This window comes from Paraburkholderia sp. JPY419, from assembly GCF_050435705.1.
Lineage (GTDB): Bacteria > Pseudomonadota > Gammaproteobacteria > Burkholderiales > Burkholderiaceae > Paraburkholderia > Paraburkholderia youngii.
Genome location: NZ_JBNDKV010000002.1, coordinates 2,521,215 through 2,536,444, shown reverse-complemented (window position 1 = coordinate 2,536,444; position 15,230 = coordinate 2,521,215). Strand labels below are relative to the sequence as shown.

At 64.5% G+C, this 15,230-nt stretch carries 13 protein-coding genes and 1 riboswitch; of the genes, 7 read left to right on the top strand and 6 right to left on the bottom strand.

Translation table 11 applies throughout. From position 1 onward, the window contains the following. Positions 1–16: 16 nt before the first annotated feature. From QFZ91_RS17810 to ggt, 3 genes are all read right to left on the bottom strand, one after another. Positions 17–844: a ferritin-like domain-containing protein gene (locus QFZ91_RS17810; RefSeq protein WP_429567949.1), complete on the bottom strand. Its 828-nt coding sequence runs from the start codon at positions 842–844 to the stop codon at positions 17–19. Positions 845–1,176: 332 nt separating this feature from the next. Continuing rightward, positions 1,177–2,547, bottom strand: a complete 1,371-nt coding sequence (locus QFZ91_RS17805) for an MFS transporter (protein WP_429567948.1) — start codon at positions 2,545–2,547, stop codon at positions 1,177–1,179. A gap of 184 nt (positions 2,548–2,731) precedes the next feature. Continuing rightward, complete coding sequence (gene ggt, locus QFZ91_RS17800; RefSeq protein WP_429568658.1) at positions 2,732–4,372, bottom strand: gamma-glutamyltransferase; 1,641 nt, start codon at positions 4,370–4,372, stop codon at positions 2,732–2,734. A 337-nt stretch (positions 4,373–4,709) separates the two neighbouring features. Between ggt and QFZ91_RS17795 the strand changes: the two genes are divergently transcribed. From QFZ91_RS17795 to QFZ91_RS17785, 3 genes are all read left to right on the top strand, one after another. Then, positions 4,710–5,489, top strand: coding sequence for a DeoR/GlpR family DNA-binding transcription regulator (locus QFZ91_RS17795; RefSeq protein ID WP_176121795.1), 780 nt, complete (start codon positions 4,710–4,712; stop codon positions 5,487–5,489). 308 nt (positions 5,490–5,797) lie between these two features. Next, on the top strand, positions 5,798–5,995 hold the full coding sequence (locus tag QFZ91_RS17790) for a hypothetical protein (protein WP_013090475.1): 198 nt from the start codon (positions 5,798–5,800) through the stop codon (positions 5,993–5,995). 99 nt (positions 5,996–6,094) lie between these two features. Further along, positions 6,095–6,748, top strand: coding sequence for a TetR/AcrR family transcriptional regulator (locus tag QFZ91_RS17785; protein WP_176380875.1), 654 nt, complete (start codon positions 6,095–6,097; stop codon positions 6,746–6,748). Between the two features lie 57 nt (positions 6,749–6,805). Here QFZ91_RS17785 and QFZ91_RS17780 read toward each other — a convergent pair whose 3' ends face one another. Then, on the bottom strand, positions 6,806–7,165 hold the full coding sequence (locus QFZ91_RS17780) for a hypothetical protein (RefSeq protein ID WP_246391772.1): 360 nt from the start codon (positions 7,163–7,165) through the stop codon (positions 6,806–6,808). A 215-nt stretch (positions 7,166–7,380) separates the two neighbouring features. Here QFZ91_RS17780 and glpD point away from each other — a divergent pair, with 215 nt between their 5' ends. From glpD to QFZ91_RS17765, 3 genes are all read left to right on the top strand, one after another. Beyond that, positions 7,381–8,910, top strand: coding sequence for a glycerol-3-phosphate dehydrogenase (gene glpD, locus QFZ91_RS17775; RefSeq protein ID WP_429567947.1), 1,530 nt, complete (start codon positions 7,381–7,383; stop codon positions 8,908–8,910). 168 nt (positions 8,911–9,078) lie between these two features. Then, the gene (glpK, locus tag QFZ91_RS17770; protein WP_429567946.1) at positions 9,079–10,578 is read left to right on the top strand and encodes a glycerol kinase GlpK; all 1,500 of its coding nucleotides are present in this window, start codon (positions 9,079–9,081) and stop codon (positions 10,576–10,578) included. Between the two features lie 132 nt (positions 10,579–10,710). Further along, the gene (locus QFZ91_RS17765) at positions 10,711–11,397 is read left to right on the top strand and encodes an HAD family hydrolase (RefSeq protein WP_429567945.1); all 687 of its coding nucleotides are present in this window, start codon (positions 10,711–10,713) and stop codon (positions 11,395–11,397) included. A gap of 95 nt (positions 11,398–11,492) precedes the next feature. Here QFZ91_RS17765 and ribB read toward each other — a convergent pair whose 3' ends face one another. Both ribB and QFZ91_RS17755 read right to left on the bottom strand, forming a co-directional pair. Then, the gene (gene ribB / locus QFZ91_RS17760) at positions 11,493–12,212 is read right to left on the bottom strand and encodes a 3,4-dihydroxy-2-butanone-4-phosphate synthase (protein WP_429567944.1); all 720 of its coding nucleotides are present in this window, start codon (positions 12,210–12,212) and stop codon (positions 11,493–11,495) included. Between the two features lie 149 nt (positions 12,213–12,361). Continuing rightward, positions 12,362–12,545: riboswitch (FMN riboswitch) on the bottom strand. Positions 12,546–12,683: 138 nt separating this feature from the next. Continuing rightward, positions 12,684–13,391 (bottom strand): helix-turn-helix domain-containing protein, encoded by a 708-nt coding sequence (locus tag QFZ91_RS17755; protein ID WP_176365614.1) that lies wholly within the window; start codon positions 13,389–13,391, stop codon positions 12,684–12,686. Between the two features lie 421 nt (positions 13,392–13,812). Between QFZ91_RS17755 and miaB the strand changes: the two genes are divergently transcribed. Further along, positions 13,813–15,198, top strand: a complete 1,386-nt coding sequence (miaB, locus tag QFZ91_RS17750) for a tRNA (N6-isopentenyl adenosine(37)-C2)-methylthiotransferase MiaB (protein ID WP_176121803.1) — start codon at positions 13,813–13,815, stop codon at positions 15,196–15,198. Positions 15,199–15,230 lie beyond the last annotated feature (32 nt).

Sequence of the window (15,230 nt, the reverse complement as noted above, 5' to 3'; positions counted from 1 at the left end):
GATTCGCTTTCAAGGCTCAGCGAAAGAACACATGCTGCGTGATCTTCGCGAGCGGATAATGCACACCCGGCTGAATGCGCGCCGGCAGATCGAGCGGCTTGAGCAGCATCTTCACGCACATGTCGGCGGACAGATTGCGCCGCACCAGCTTATTGATGCGCGCCGCGCGCTCGCGGTTATATGCGGAGTCGTGCACGCGCTCCGGATAGCGAATCGCGAACACGTGGCGCAATGCGATCTCCGAATCTTCGTTCTTGATTTCCATCACGCGGCGCATCAACGCGCCGAGCACCGCGAGCCGGCCGTTGCCCTCGATCCGGTTGTACTTCTTGAAGTACCTGAAAAAGTGCTTGTAATGACGGACTTCGTCGGTGCGGATGTTGTCGGTGATCTGCTTGAGCACCGGCTCATCCGAGCATTCGTTGATCGCTCGATACAGCGTCGCGGTACCCGTTTCGACGACGCAACGCGCGACCATCTCCAAGGCGCGGGTCTTTTCGAAATCGTCGACCGAGCAAGTCAGCGAATACTCGTCCATGAAATTGCGGAACGCGGCATGCCAGTCGAACTCGGGCCATACATACGCGATATAGGTCTGCAGCGCCCGGCCGTGCTGCATTTCCTCGGGCTCCCACTCGTGGTTGAGCCAGGCCGAGACCTCCGGGTCGTCGTTGAAAAATGTACTCAGATTGCTGGTGTAGAGATCAGTGCCGCTTTCGATGAACGATGCCGCGCACAACAACAGCAGCAGGTCTTCGTTGGCCGCGGCCTTCTGCCGGTCGATGCGCGTCAGATCGATGTCCTCGATCCGCCAGGGCATGACATGGTTCAGCTCCGTGTGCATTGTGTCTTGCTCCCATGCTGTACCGACCCGTGGAGTTCTTCGCAACCGCCCCCGCGCTCGCCGTGATGTTCTCCGTGCCGGATACAACGCCGTGAATTAGAGTTGGGCCCTTGTACTCTGCATGTTAGCCGGAGATATCCGACCATGCAGTTCACACAGCACAGACCATGCCGCAACGACGCAGTTCCGATTCCAAGATAGTCGAAATCTTGCAGCGGATTAAAAACGATGTCTGCAAGGCAAAAAAAAACCAGCCCAAAAGGCTGGCTTTTCGGACACACACCACGTCCGGCGGATTGTGGACACGGGCGCCCCAGGCGGCCCCCTCCTCCTCAGGCAGGTTGTACCTCGCCCGAGACGGGACGCACACGACGCATGCGCAGCGCGACGATGATCAGCGATGCGCCCGAAAGCACCGCCGCAAGCAGCACGTAATAACTCGGCGCGAGTTTGTCGCCGGTCAGATGAATGAAGGTTTCGACGATGGTCGGCGCGAAGCCGCCGAAGATCGTCACGCCGATGCTGTAGCCGATTGAAAGGCCAGTCGAGCGTACCTGGGTCGGGAAGATCTCCGACATCAGCGCGGGCATCGGCCCCGAGTACGAGGCCTTGAAAATACCGGCGACGCCTTGCAGCACGAGCAGCCAGCCAATCGTCGGATGTGTCTGCAACCATGCGAACATCGGATAGATCAGCAGGCCCATCAGGATCGACGTGCTCAGCATGATACGAATTCGGCCGATGCGATCGGACAGCGCGCCCATGATCGGCGAGAAGATGAACTGCATGCCGCCGTTCAGCACGACCACGCCGAACGAGGCGGCCGCCGCCATATGCAGCTGCTTGACCGCGTAGAGCGGCATATAGAGCTGCAGCACGTACACCCCGACCGTCGACTGCGCAACAATGCCGATCGCGAGCAGCAGGTTGACCCACTGATTCGAGAACGACGCGTCCTTCGATCCGTTCAGGACCTTGTGTTCGCCGGCCGCTTCGCTAGCCGCCCGCTCTTCACGCAATGCGAGGAATTCGGGCGTCTCGTCCAGATGCGAGCGGATGTAGTAGCCGACCGGCCCGACCAGCAGACCGAACCCGAACGGCACACGCCAGCCCCAGCTGTTCAGATGCTCGGCCGGCAGCCACGCGGTCAGCAGCGAACCGAAGGCGGCCGCGGTGATCGCCGCGAGACCCTGGCTCGCGAACTGCCAGCTCGCGTAGTAGCCGCGCCGCGTCGCGCTGTGTTCGACCATGAACGCGGTCGCGCTGCCGAACTCGCCGCCGACCGCGAAGCCCTGCACGAGCCGCGCGAACAGCACCAGCAGCGGCGCCGCGAGACCGATCGTCGAAAACGGCGGCATCACGGCCATCGTGAAAGTACCGACCATCATCAGCGCGATCGCGAGCGTCAGCGCCGCTTTGCGCCCCTTGCGGTCGCCGTACACGCCGAGCACGATCGCGCCGAGAGGGCGCATCAGGAACGAGATGCCGAAGGTGGCGATCGCGAGCAGCGTCGACAGCCACTCGTCCTGCATCGGGAAGAACTGTTTCGCGATGATCGTCGCAAAGTAGCCATAAACCAGGAAGTCGAACCACTCGAGCGCGTTGCCAATCGACGACGAGAAAACGATCCGCCGCACCATCGCTTTCGAAAGCGGCGCGGCGTGAGGGGAAGCGCTTGTCGAATGCGATGCGGGGGTGTTCATGATGGTCTCCTGCGTGTCTGCTGCGTGAAAGCTGTGTCGGGCGCGGCTTCGCCTGCATCGGCGAGGCGGCTGGTGGGCGCGCATTGGCGCGGCATACGGAATGCCGCGCGTTCGTCGCCTGTTGCCCGGGTGTCTGAGCTGAGCTCCGGTGTCAGCTCAGCTCCGCGCGTTGCCTCGTCGTGGCCTAGAAGCCGGCCGCCAGACCGTCGCGGCGGCTGTCGCTGGCCGCCACGTAGCCGCGCTCCGGCTCGTTGCGATCGAGCTTCCAGACGAACTGGCCGGAGCCGAAGTCCATGTACGGATCGTCGACCGACTTGATCGTGTGGCCGAGCTTCTGCAGGCCCTCGGTGGTCTTCGGATCGAGCGTCGACTCGATATCGACCGTGAAGTCGCGGTTGACCTTCCAGCGCGGCGCATCGCACGCGGCCTGCGGCTGCTGTCCGTAGTCGAGCATGCGCACCACGGTCTGCAGATGACCTTGCGGCTGCATGTCGCCGCCCATCACGCCGAAGCTCATCACCGCTTCCTGCTGGCCGTTCACCTGCTGCGTGAGGAATGCCGGAATGATCGTGTGGAACGGCCGCTTGCCGCCCTCGACGACGTTCGGCGACTTCGGGTCCATCGAAAAGCCGCAGCCGCGGTTCTGCAGCGCGATGCCGCTGTCGGGCACCACGACACCCGAGCCGAAGCCCATGTAGTTCGACTGGATGAAGCTGACCATCATGCCGCTCTCGTCCGCGGCCGACAGGTAGATCGTGCCGCCCGACTTCGGCATGCCGAAGTCGAAGTGCGTCGCGCGCTTCGGATCGATCAGCTTCGCGCGTGAACTCAGATACGCGTCGTCGAGCATCTGCTCGGGCGTGACTTCCATCGAACGCGGATCGGCGACGTAGCGATACACATCGGCAAACGCGAGCTTCATCGCTTCGATCTGCAGATGCTGCGACTCGACGCTGTCGACCTTTAGCGACTTCACGTCGAACTTTTCCAGGATGCCGAGCGCAACCAGCGCCGCGATGCCCTGGCCGTTCGGCGGAATCTCGTGCACGGTGTAGCCGCGATAGTCCTTGCCGATCGGCTCGACCCAGTCAGCGCGGTAGTTGCGCAGATCGTCGGCGCTCAGCGCGCCGCCGCCTGCGCGCGCGAACGCGGCGATCCGCTCGGCGATCTCGCCTTCGTAGAACGCGCGCGGGCCTTGCTCGGCGATGAGGCGCAGCGTCTTCGCGTGACCGGGGAAGCGCACCATCTCGCTGACCTCGGGCGCGCGGCCGCGCGGCATGAAGGTTTGCGCGAAGCCCGGCTGGTCCTTCAGCTCCGGCACCGCGGCTGCCCACTTGTAAGCGACGATGCTCGCCACCGCGTGACCGCGCTCGGCGATTTCGATGGCCGGCTCCATCAGCTCGGCGAACGGCAGCTTGCCGAACTTCTGGTGCAGCGCTTCCCAGCCGGCGATCACACCCGGCACGGTGACCGCATCCCAGCCGCGCTTCGGCTGCTGCGCGAGGCCGTTTTCCTCGCCGTATTTGCGCTTGAAGTAATCGACGTTCCACGCGGCCGGCGCTACGCCCGACGCGTTCAGACCATGCAGCTTCTTGCCGTCCCACACGAGCGCGAACGCGTCGCCGCCCAGGCCGCACGACACCGGCTCGACCACCGTGATCGCGGCGGCGGCCGCGATGGCCGCATCGACGGCATTGCCGCCTTTCCACAGCATGCGCAGCCCGGCCTGTGCGGCGAGCGGGTGCGAGGTCGAAACGATGTTGCGTGCGAATACGGGCAGACGTTGCGTCGGATAAGGGTTTTGCCAGTTGCTGAAGCCAGTCATGTCGAACACTCTCGAAAGCGCGGCCGGCACGAAAAAGTCGCCGGACATCAGGGGAAAGGTTGTAAAGCAGGTAAATCGCGAAACCCTGGATTGCATCGCGAAGCGCGCCAAAAAACAAATTCATTTATCAAATGAATAAATGCGGAATGCGCCTGAATGAGGGGATTGAGCAAATCCGGAGTGCTCGCGGCGAATTCCAGCGGACTGCGCCAGCTGGCGGACAAGAGGCGCGATGGTCTTACAATAGCCGCAACCGCGTTCGTCGACGGCCGGCTTTTGGCCAGCCGCTTGAGACGGCGACGGACCACGCCGACACAAGAGCCACGACACACCACACATGACACGAGACCCCCGCCTGACTCTCAACGCCCGGCAACAGGAATTGCTGGAGTGGGTGCAACGCGACGGCTTCGTGACCGTGGACGACCTCGCGAGCCACTTCGACGTCACCCCGCAGACGATCCGCCGCGACGTCAACTGGCTCGCCGATATGAACCTGCTGCGCCGCTATCACGGCGGCGCCAGTCTGCCGACCAGTTCCGAGAACGTCTCCTACACCGCGCGCCAGCGCATGTTCCATGAAGAGAAGCGACGCATCGCGGCGCTGGTGGCCACTCACATTCCGGACCAGGCATCGCTGTTCATCAACCTCGGCACGACCACCGAGGAGGTGGCACGCGCGCTGAACCGCCACCGCGGCTTGCGCGTGATCACGAACAATCTGAACGTCGCGAGCATGATGAGCGGCTACCCGGACTGCGAAGTGCTGGTGACGGGCGGCATCGTGCGACCGTGGGACAAGGGCATCGTCGGGGAACTGGCGATCGACTTCATCCGCCAGTTCAAGGTCGACTTCGCTATCATCGGCACGTCGAGCATCGAAACGGACGGTACGCTGCGCGATTTCGATACGCGCGAAGTGCGTGTCGCCGAGGCGATCATCGAGCACGCGCGCACCGTTTTCCTCGCCGCCGATCACTCCAAGTTTGGTCGTCCCGCGCTAGTTCGCCAGGGACATCTCGAGCAGATCGACGCGCTGTTCACCGACGCCGCCCCACCCGCCGACATGGCCGAGGCTCTGAACGCCGCGAATTGTCAAATCTACATCGCCGGATAATTCCAGGCGTTCTCCGCCATGCTGCGGTGCACGCAAAACCTCGCGTGAAATCAAGAATTTGGCTGCAGGGCCGGACCGCCTATCGCGCGGCCAATTGTCAAATGGAAAATTTACGGGGACCAGGTTGGCGTTTCATCGGTGCTCGCCTACACTCCAGTTCCCCAGCGTACGTTGCGAGTTTCGCACGGCGTCGGTTGTCTGAATCTGTCGTGTAAGCCGTACCTCCCGCCCTGATCTTTAGCGGACCCCCGCCCCGGCCTACCGGTCGACTGCAAGGCTGTCCGCAATTTGCTGACATGGAGAGAACGATGCTGAGTCCGCATGAATTCGCCACGTTGTTGCTCGTCAAGGACGCCCCCAACCAGGTCGAAATGGACCGAGAAGAACTCGATGCGTTGCTCGAACGCCAACTGGTGCAACTCGAACGCCTCGCATCGGGCAACGAAGAATGGCGCGTGACGGAAACCGGCGACACCGCATTGCGGGCCATCAAACGTTATTCGTGAGTTTTCGCTGCAGTTGACAGCGGGCCGCCTTTGCGGCCCTTTGTTGTGCGCATCTCATTTACACAGTAAATTCACGCGACGGACTTCCCGCCCTCGCGCATGCCCAAGACGCTCTCCGCCGACGACATCCAGCAGTTTCGCGAAGCGATGCGACGCGTCGCGGAAAACGCGTTTGCGACCCGCGGCGCACAAGGCGTGACGATGCGCGAGCTGGCGAAGGAGCTCGGCTGCAGCGCGATGACACCGTATCGCTATTTCCGCGACAAGGAAGAAATTCTGGCGATGGTCCGCGCCGCCGCGTTCAACCGCTTCGCCGCGCGCCTCGAAGCGGCCGCGAAAGCGATCCCCGCGAATGCCCCCGCCATCGATCACAGCGCCGTCAGCCGGGCCTATGTCGACTTCGCGCTCGATGAGCCGCACGCCTATCGTTTGATGTTCGATCAGACGCCGCAACAGCAAGGCGCTTACCCCGAGCTGGCCGCGGCGTCGCAACGCGCGTGGCGCCTGCTGGAAGCGCACTTCGAGCGGCTCGTCGAGGCGGGTGTTCTCGAAGGCGATCCGCGTCTGATCGGCTACGCGTACTGGACGAGCCTGCACGGCTTCACGATGCTCGCGCTCGCGAACCAGTTGCCGCCGCCGGCGGCACGACAGGCCGATTCCGCCGACGACGGCGCACATGAGCCGTCGCGCGAAGCGGTGTTCGCGCAGATCCTGCGCATGCTGTGGCGCGGAGCGTTGGCGCCGCAAAAGTGAACCGGTGCGCCTGGCAGACGGCGCGAGCGTCGTGCCCACCGGTCAACCCGCTGCCACTTAGCCGCTACGCAAGGTCGGATCGACAGTCGCCCGCCAGCTGAGCGCCCTTGCGCGCTGCTCGTTGAAGAACTCGACCCACTGGTTGCGCACCTTCGGATCGCTGCTTGTCCCCTCGCTCGCATGGCGCTGCGCGATCGACGCCTGGAACGCGCAGAAGTCGTCGTTCGACAGCCGGCCGCGCCGGTTCGCCACATACGCATCGAAGAACGTCTCGTAGACGATCTGCGCGTCGTGGCCGTAGTCGACGGTCTGCGGCGAGCACATCTTCTGCAACGCCTCGAACGACGTCGCGCCCCTCGTCCCTTCCAGACTCGGCGTACTCACGCATCCTGCCAGAAGCGCGGCAGCGCCGATCATCAAAAATCCTCGCATTCATCACCTCGAAATGGCTGCTGCCAAGAGTATCGTCCGCGCTCGCGCGTTACGCCACTCGGTCGCCATTCGATCCACGTTCGTTCAAATCAAGCGAACTTTACTTTTTCGAATATGTTCCTTAAAGTTCGAAAACGAACATGATTCGTTCAATTAGCTTTCCAACTGACTTCCAGATTCGATCCAGGAGGGCTCGGCAGGTGACGCAACGCACGAAATACGATTTGCTCGTCGTCGGTGGCGGGATCAACGGCGCCGGCATCGCCCGCGACGCGGCTGGCCGCGGCCTGTCGGTGCTGCTGTGCGAGCGGGACGATCTGGCCGCGCACACGTCGTCGGCGAGCACCAAGCTGATCCACGGCGGGCTGCGCTACCTCGAGTACCGCGAGTTCGGGCTCGTGCGCAAGGCGCTGCAGGAGCGCGAAACGCTGCTGCGCGCGGCGCCGCACATCATCTGGCCGCTGCGCTTCGTGATGCCGCACATGCCCGAGTTGCGCCCCGCGTGGCTGATCCGCGCGGGTCTTTTCCTGTACGACCATCTGGCTAAACGCGAACTGCTGCCGGGCTCGCGCGGCATCGTGATGAGCCGGCATCCGGCCGGCGCGCCGCTCGTCGACACGATCAAGCGCGGCTTCATTTATTCGGACGGCTGGGTCAACGACGCGCGCCTCGTCGTGCTGAACGCGCTCGACGCGCACGAGCGCGGCGCGACGATCCTCACGCGCACGAAGCTGCTCAACGCAGTGCGCGCCGGCGGCGAGTGGCGCGCGCAACTGCAACGCGCGGACGGCACGACTCTCGACGCGCGGGCCGCCGCGATCGCGAACGCGGCGGGCCCGTGGGTCGGCGAGCTGCTGCAAGGCGCGCTCGGCCGGCCGTCGTCGCATAGCGTGCGGCTCGTCAAGGGCAGCCACATCGTCACGCGGCGCCTGTTCGAGCACGACCACGCGTACATCTTTCAGAACCCGGACAAGCGGATCATCTTCGCGATTCCCTACGAGCACGACTACACGCTGATCGGCACGACCGACCTCGAATATCGCGGCGACCCGTCGCAAGTCGCGATCGACGCTAACGAAACGCAGTACCTGTGCGATTCGATCAACCGCTACTTCAGGCAGAAGATCTCGCCCGCCGACGTGCGCTGGAGCTATTCGGGCGTACGCCCGCTGCTGGAGGACGAGAGCGCGGACAATCCGTCGGCGCTCACGCGCGACTACTCGCTCGAACTCGATGCGCCCGCGAACGAGGCGCCGCTGCTGTCGGTGTTTGGCGGCAAGATCACGACGTTTCGCAAGCTCGCCGAGCAGGCCGTCGATACGCTCACCGACGCGCTGCACCACGGCGCGCCCGCGTGGACCGCCGACGCGCCGCTGCCGGGCGGCGACATCGCGCAGGCGAACTTCAATCGCTTCCTCGGCGAGTTCTCGCGCGAACATGCGTGGCTGCCGGCATCGCTCGCGCATCGGCTCGCGCGCGCGTATGGCACGCGCGCGAATCGCGTGATCGGCTCGGCGCACTCGCGCGCCGAGCTCGGTCGCGAGTTCGCGCCGGGTCTGCACGAAGCAGAGCTGATTTATCTGCGCGATACCGAATGGGCGCGCACCGCGCAGGACGTGCTGTGGCGGCGCTCGAAGCTCGGCCTGCATGTCGAGCCGGACACGCTCGAGCATGTCACGCGCGACATCGACACATGGTTCGCGCGTGAACCGGTCCGGCAGAGCGCCTAGGCGACGCGGCAGACGACACCCGGCGAGCGGAGCCGGCCACCCACCGCAGCTTCGGCTGGACGACGCCGGCACGCACCCTCAAACTATGGCGGCTCGCTCACAACAACACGCCGCTCGCATCGCCGGCCAAACGATCCGGCGATCCGCAACATGCATGGAGAAGAGACAATGCAGGATCAGTACGTCCTCGCGCTTGACCAAGGCACCACCAGTTCGCGCGCGATGCTGTTCGACCGGCGCGGCAACGTCGTGTCGAGCGCGCAAAAGGAATTCCAGCAGATCTACCCGCAGCCTGGCTGGGTCGAGCACGATCCGCGGGAAATCTGGTCGACCCAGGCCGGCGTCGCCGCCGAGGCGGTAACGCGAGCCGGCATGAACGGCACATCGATCGCGGCGATCGGCATCACGAACCAGCGCGAAACCACGATCGTGTGGGATCGGGAAACCGGCCACCCGATCTACAACGCGATCGTCTGGCAGGACCGCCGCACCGCCGACTTCTGCGACGAACTGAAAGCGCAAGGTCTCGAAGCGAGCGTGCGCGCGAAGACCGGTCTACCGATCGACTCGTACTTCTCGGCGACCAAGATCCGCTGGATTCTCGACAACGTCGAAGGCGCACGCGAAAAAGCGCGTCAGGGCCGGCTCGCGTTCGGCACCGTCGACAGCTGGCTCATGTGGAACTTCACGAAGGGCGCGCTGCACATCACCGACGTAACCAACGCGTCGCGCACGATGCTGTTCAACATCCACACGCTGAAGTGGGACGACGAACTGCTCGCCGCACTCGACATTCCGCGCAACATGCTGCCGGAAGTGCGGCCGTCGTCGGAGGTGTACGGACCGACGGTGACCACCGTGTTCGCATCGAAGATTCCGCTCGCGGGCATCGCCGGCGATCAGCACGCCGCATTGTTCGGCCAGATGTGCACCGAGTCCGGCATGGTCAAGAACACCTACGGAACCGGCTGCTTCCTCGTGATGAACACGGGCGCCAAACCGATCGAATCGAAGAACAATCTGGTCACGACGATCGCTTGGCAGATCGGCGAGCGTATCGACTACGCGCTCGAAGGCAGCATCTTCATCGCCGGCGCGGTGGTGCAGTGGCTGCGCGACGGCCTCGGCATCATCAGGAGCGCGGCCGAAATCGAAACGCTCGCGCGCAGCGTGCCGCATTGCGACGGCGTGTATCTCGTGCCTGCGTTCGCCGGCCTCGGCGCTCCGCACTGGAACGCGCATGCGCGTGGCACGCTGTTCGGGCTCACGCGCGGCACGACCTCCGCGCACATCGCGCGCGCGGCGCTCGATTCGATCGCGTATCAATCGCTCGATGTGCTGAAGGCGATGGAAGCCGACTCGGGCATTCGCATCGGCGAGCTGCGCGTGGATGGCGGCGCCTGCGCGAACAATCTGCTGATGCAGTTCCAGGCCGACATCCTCGGCGTCGACACGGTGCGCCCCCAGGTGTCGGAGACGACCGCGCTCGGCGCCGCCTATCTGGCCGGTCTCGCGGTCGCCTACTGGAAGGATATCGACGAGTTGAAGAGCCAGTGGAAGCTCGAACATCGCTTCACACCGGCGCGGCCGCACGCGGAGATCAGGACCTGCCTCGATGGCTGGCAGCGCGCGATCCGCGCGGCGAAGGCTTGGGCCGATACACCGTAAGGTCGTCAGGCCGCGGGCACGCAGAACATCGAAAGGACGTGGTCCGAAAGCACGTATGATGTCGCTTTTCACCGTGGCGCGCGGGCCCCGCAACCCGCCGCCCGCGCGCGTTGCGCTTATCGTTTTTCAGGCATGATCGACCACCTCATCTGTGACTGCGACGGCGTGCTCGTCGACAGTGAAGTCATCGCCGATCGCGTGATGTTCGACACGCTGACGGCCACCTTCCCCGGCATCGATTTCGCCCCCGTCATCAAAACCGCGTTCGGCCAGCAAACCTCGCGCTTTCTCGCCGGCCTCGAAAAGCAGTTCGACATCACACTGCCCGCGAACTTCCTCGATGCGATCGAGCACAATGTCGAGCTCGCGCTCGCCGCGTCGCTCGGTCCGATCCACGGTGTGCGCGACGCGCTGCAGCGCGTGACGCTGCCGGCCGCAGTCGTGTCGAACAGCCGCATGACACGTGTGAGCGCATCGGTGCGGCGGGCCGGTCTGCAGCAGATTTTCGGCGAGCGGGTGTTCAGCGCCGAGCAGGTCGCGCGGCCAAAGCCCTATCCCGATGTCTATCTGTTCGCGGCCACGTCGCTCGGCGTCGAGCCCGCGCGCTGCCTCGTCGTCGAAGACAGCGTCTCGGGCCTGAACGCGGCGCGCGCGGCCGGCATGAAGACGATCGCCTTCGTCGGCGCGAGCCATATTCCGGACGGCTATGCGGATGCGCTGCGCGCGATGGGCATCACGCGAATCATCAAGCATATGGATGAACTGCCGGCGCTGATCGACGCGGGCGTGCGCGGCGAGTTCGGCGACCTGCAGTCGTAGCGGTTTCGCGCAACGCCGATAAAAAAAGCCGGTTCTTCTTGCGAAGAACCGGCTTTTTGCGTCATGGCGTCTCGTGCCGTTCGATGGATGGCCCGTCAAGCCTCGGCCATCGCGCCCTCGCGCACCCGCGCGAGCGTCTCGCGAAACTCGACCAGCTCGGCGATCGTCAGCATCGGCAGATCGTGTTGCGCGGCAAAGCGTTCGACGTCCGCACCGCGCGTCATCGTGCCATCGGCGTTCATCAGTTCGCACAGCACGCCGGCCGGCTTCAGGCCCGCGAGGATCGCCAGATCGACGGTGCCTTCGGTGTGGCCGCGCCGTGCCAGCACGCCGCCGGGCATCGCGCGCAGCGGGAACACGTGGCCGGGGCGCACGATGTCGGCGGGCGTGGCCGTATCGGCGATCGCGGCGCGGATCGTGGTCACGCGATCCTGCGCGGACACGCCGGTGCTGACGCCTTCACGCGCTTCGATCGACACCGTGAACGCGGTGCCGTGACGGCTTTCGTTGTTGACGGCCATCGGCGGCAGCTCGAGCGCGCGGATCTTGTCGTCGGGCAGGCACAGACACACGATGCCGCTGCATTCGCGGATCAGGAGCGCCATCGTTTCGACCGACAGGCGCTCGGCCGCGACGATCAGATCGGCTTCGTTCTCGCGGTCGTGGTCGTCCTGCAGCACCACGGCGCGACCCTCGCGCAGTGCCTGCAAGGCGGCGGCGATACGCAGCGGAACGGCTTCGGTGGCAAGCAGAGGGAGATCGGCGAAGGCATCGTCTGCAATCGTCGACGGAGCGGGAAAAGTAGCAAAGGACATGTTGAAACGCTCATCGCAAAAGTGGGGCGAAAAACGTTTCAGGGCATTGCAAACAGACTGACGCGCTGCCGCCTGGCACGCCGCACGAAAGCGGACGATCATCAGCCGCCCAAGCTACGGGCGGCATCGCGGAACGCACATGACTATCTGCACATCTTCTTCCATCCGGACTATCACCGTCGGCTCTGGCTTCTGACCAGATCTGCTGACCCCGCCGCAAGCTCCGCTACTGCGAAGACCACTCGATGCGGGCGCTCGCGGGCTTGCCGGCTCACGCTGTCGCGCTGTCGGCCTACCGCCGGTGGGGAATTGCACCCCGCCCTGAAGACGCACTGATTGCCGGTTTGACCGGCCGGCGAAGCATACAACAGTCGCGCAAGCGCTGCAGCGCGACGAACAAAGACCCTACTGGGGGCGTTGGCCCTGCATTGACGCCCCGAGCTGCACCAGAACCTCGAATGCCGTCGATTCTCAACCCGGCACGCCTTCGCGCGCAGCTTCATCGCGGGCGGCGCTCGCGGCCTGCACTTCCCAGCGCGGCGGCGTCTCAGCTCGCAGCGTCACGCGAAACGCGCGCGCCTCGGTGTCGCCGGGATTGCGCAGGCTGTGCGGCTGGTCGGCGTCGAACACGATTGCGTCGCCGGTCGCGAGCAGCTGGCGCTGGTCGTGCACGCTGACTTCGAGCGTGCCGTCGCTGACCACCAGATTCACCGTCGTGCCCGGCGCGCGGCGAATGCCCGCCTCCGTATGCAGCGGCGCGATCCGCAGCTCGTGAAACTCGGCGGCGATCGACTCGTCGTCGGGATACAGCGGGCGCACCGAGTAGCGCCCGTTCGCGCTGACCACGCGGGCCGAACGCTCGGCCGGCAGATGCTCGAAGCCGTTGGTCGCGTGACGCCGCAGGAACGCCGCCACCGACACCTTCAGCGCCGCCGCCACCTTGCACAGCACTTTGATCGACGGCACGCTGCGCGCCGACTCGATTTGCGCGAGCATCGCGCGCGACACGCCGGACGCGCGCGCCAGCGCATCGAGCGAAAGCTGGCGTTCGGCGCGCAGCCGCGCCAGATTCACGCCGACCAGCTGTTCGAGCGCATCGAAGGGTTCGGCAGAGCGCGGCGCGGCGTTGGTATCGCCATCGGCCGAAGGATCGCGGACCAGCGCGAGCGGGGAATGCATATTGGCCTCCAGAGCGCCGCCCAGCGGCGCAAGAGCAGTAAGTGGAGGCAAGATAGCATCGGCTCTCGCCGCGCCCAACGAAGTTATCGTCACACTGTTATCAGCATGGCGGAGGCAAGCAACTGACGACTCACGCGCCTTGGGCGAGCGTGCGCGCGCTGCTCGATTTCCTCGCCGAGCGCTTCGCGCAGGTGTCGGGTCAACCGGGAAGCCCGCTGGGACTGCCGCTGGGACTGCCGCTGGAGCAGCCAATGAGCGCCTGATGAGCGCTAAAACCCCCGCAGCGTGAAGGGCTATAATATGCAGTTACGCTGCAAAGACACGCGCAAGCCGGCCACCAAGCGCCGCGCTGCCCCGCGCCGCGGCCTCCTTCACCTTTTTACGACGCCCCCAGGTTAACCACTGCGACCGGCGAAATTCGATGACCAAGAAAGTTTATGTAAAAACCTTTGGCTGCCAGATGAACGAGTACGACTCCGACAAGATGGTCGACGTGCTCGGTGCCGCTGAAGGACTCGTCAAGACCGACACGCCGGAAGACGCCGACGTGATCCTGTTCAATACCTGCTCGGTGCGCGAAAAAGCGCAGGAAAAAGTCTTCTCCGACCTCGGCCGCGTGCGCGAGCTGAAGGACGCGAATCCGAATCTGATCATTGGCGTGGGTGGCTGCGTCGCTAGCCAGGAAGGCGCATCGATCGTCGCGCGCGCGCCGTACGTCGATATCGTGTTCGGTCCGCAAACGCTGCACCGCCTGCCGCAGATGATCGACGAGCGTCGCGCGAGCGGCCGCGCGCAGGTCGATATTTCGTTTCCCGAAATCGAGAAGTTCGATCACCTGCCGCCGGCGCGCGTCGAAGGTCCGAGCGCGTTCGTGTCGATCATGGAAGGCTGCAGCAAGTACTGCAGCTACTGCGTCGTGCCGTACACGCGCGGCGAGGAAGTGTCGCGTCCGCTCGACGACGTGCTGACCGAAATCGCCGGCCTCGCCGACCAGGGCGTGCGCGAAGTCACGCTGCTTGGCCAGAACGTGAACGCTTATCGCGGAAAATTCGGTGGCGCACTGACCTTGGGCTCGACCGAGATCGCCGACTTCGCGACGCTGATCGAATACGTCGCGGACATCCCCGGCATCGAACGGATTCGCTACACGACGTCGCATCCGAAGGAATTCACGCAGCGCCTGATCGACACTTATGCGAAGGTGCCGAAGCTCGTCAGTCACCTGCATCTGCCCGTGCAGCACGGCTCCGACCGCATCCTGATGGCGATGAAGCGCGGCTACACCGTGCTCGAATACAAGTCCGTGATCCGCAAGCTGCGCGCGATCCGCCCGGATCTGTCGCTGTCGACGGACATGATCGTCGGCTTCCCCGGCGAGACCGAGGAAGACTTCGCGAAGATGATGGCGCTCGTCGAAGAGATGAAGTACGACACGAGCTTCTCGTTCATCTACAGCCCGCGCCCCGGCACACCGGCCGCGAACCTGCACGACGACACGCCGCGCGAGGTGAAGCTGAAGCGCCTGCAACACTTGCAGGCCACGATCGAAGAGAACGTGCAGCGCATCAGCGACGCGATGGTCGGCAAGGTCGAGCGCATTCTGGTCGAGCGCCCGGCGCGCAAGGACCCGAACGAGCTCGCGGGCCGCACCGAGAACAACCGCGTCGTCAATTTCCCGGCGCCGGTGGCGTCGCATGCACGGCTGATCGGTCAGATGGTCGACGTGAAGATCGTGCACGCGTACCCTCACTCGCTGCGCGGCGAATTGGTGATGGTTCACGACGACAGCGCCGCCGTGACGCACTGAGCACGCTAAGCGCACCGACCGACATTCTGAGT

What these genes read in the sequence shown, in the direction of transcription:
- ribB (WP_429567944.1), bottom strand. Translation starts at nt 12,212, where the DNA reads ATGTCCTTTGCTACTTTTCCCGCTCCGTCGACGATTGCAGACGATGCC.
- QFZ91_RS17780 (WP_246391772.1), bottom strand. Translation starts at nt 7,165, where the DNA reads ATGATCGGCGCTGCCGCGCTTCTGGCAGGATGCGTGAGTACGCCGAGT.
- QFZ91_RS17790 (WP_013090475.1), top strand. Translation starts at nt 5,798, where the DNA reads ATGCTGAGTCCGCATGAATTCGCCACGTTGTTGCTCGTCAAGGACGCC.
- QFZ91_RS17795 (WP_176121795.1), top strand. Translation starts at nt 4,710, where the DNA reads ATGACACGAGACCCCCGCCTGACTCTCAACGCCCGGCAACAGGAATTG.
- miaB (WP_176121803.1), top strand. Translation starts at nt 13,813, where the DNA reads ATGACCAAGAAAGTTTATGTAAAAACCTTTGGCTGCCAGATGAACGAG.
- QFZ91_RS17765 (WP_429567945.1), top strand. Translation starts at nt 10,711, where the DNA reads ATGATCGACCACCTCATCTGTGACTGCGACGGCGTGCTCGTCGACAGT.
- QFZ91_RS17785 (WP_176380875.1), top strand. Translation starts at nt 6,095, where the DNA reads ATGCCCAAGACGCTCTCCGCCGACGACATCCAGCAGTTTCGCGAAGCG.
- QFZ91_RS17755 (WP_176365614.1), bottom strand. Translation starts at nt 13,391, where the DNA reads ATGCATTCCCCGCTCGCGCTGGTCCGCGATCCTTCGGCCGATGGCGAT.
- QFZ91_RS17810 (WP_429567949.1), bottom strand. Translation starts at nt 844, where the DNA reads ATGCACACGGAGCTGAACCATGTCATGCCCTGGCGGATCGAGGACATC.
- glpK (WP_429567946.1), top strand. Translation starts at nt 9,079, where the DNA reads ATGCAGGATCAGTACGTCCTCGCGCTTGACCAAGGCACCACCAGTTCG.
- QFZ91_RS17805 (WP_429567948.1), bottom strand. Translation starts at nt 2,547, where the DNA reads ATGAACACCCCCGCATCGCATTCGACAAGCGCTTCCCCTCACGCCGCG.
- ggt (WP_429568658.1), bottom strand. Translation starts at nt 4,372, where the DNA reads ATGACTGGCTTCAGCAACTGGCAAAACCCTTATCCGACGCAACGTCTG.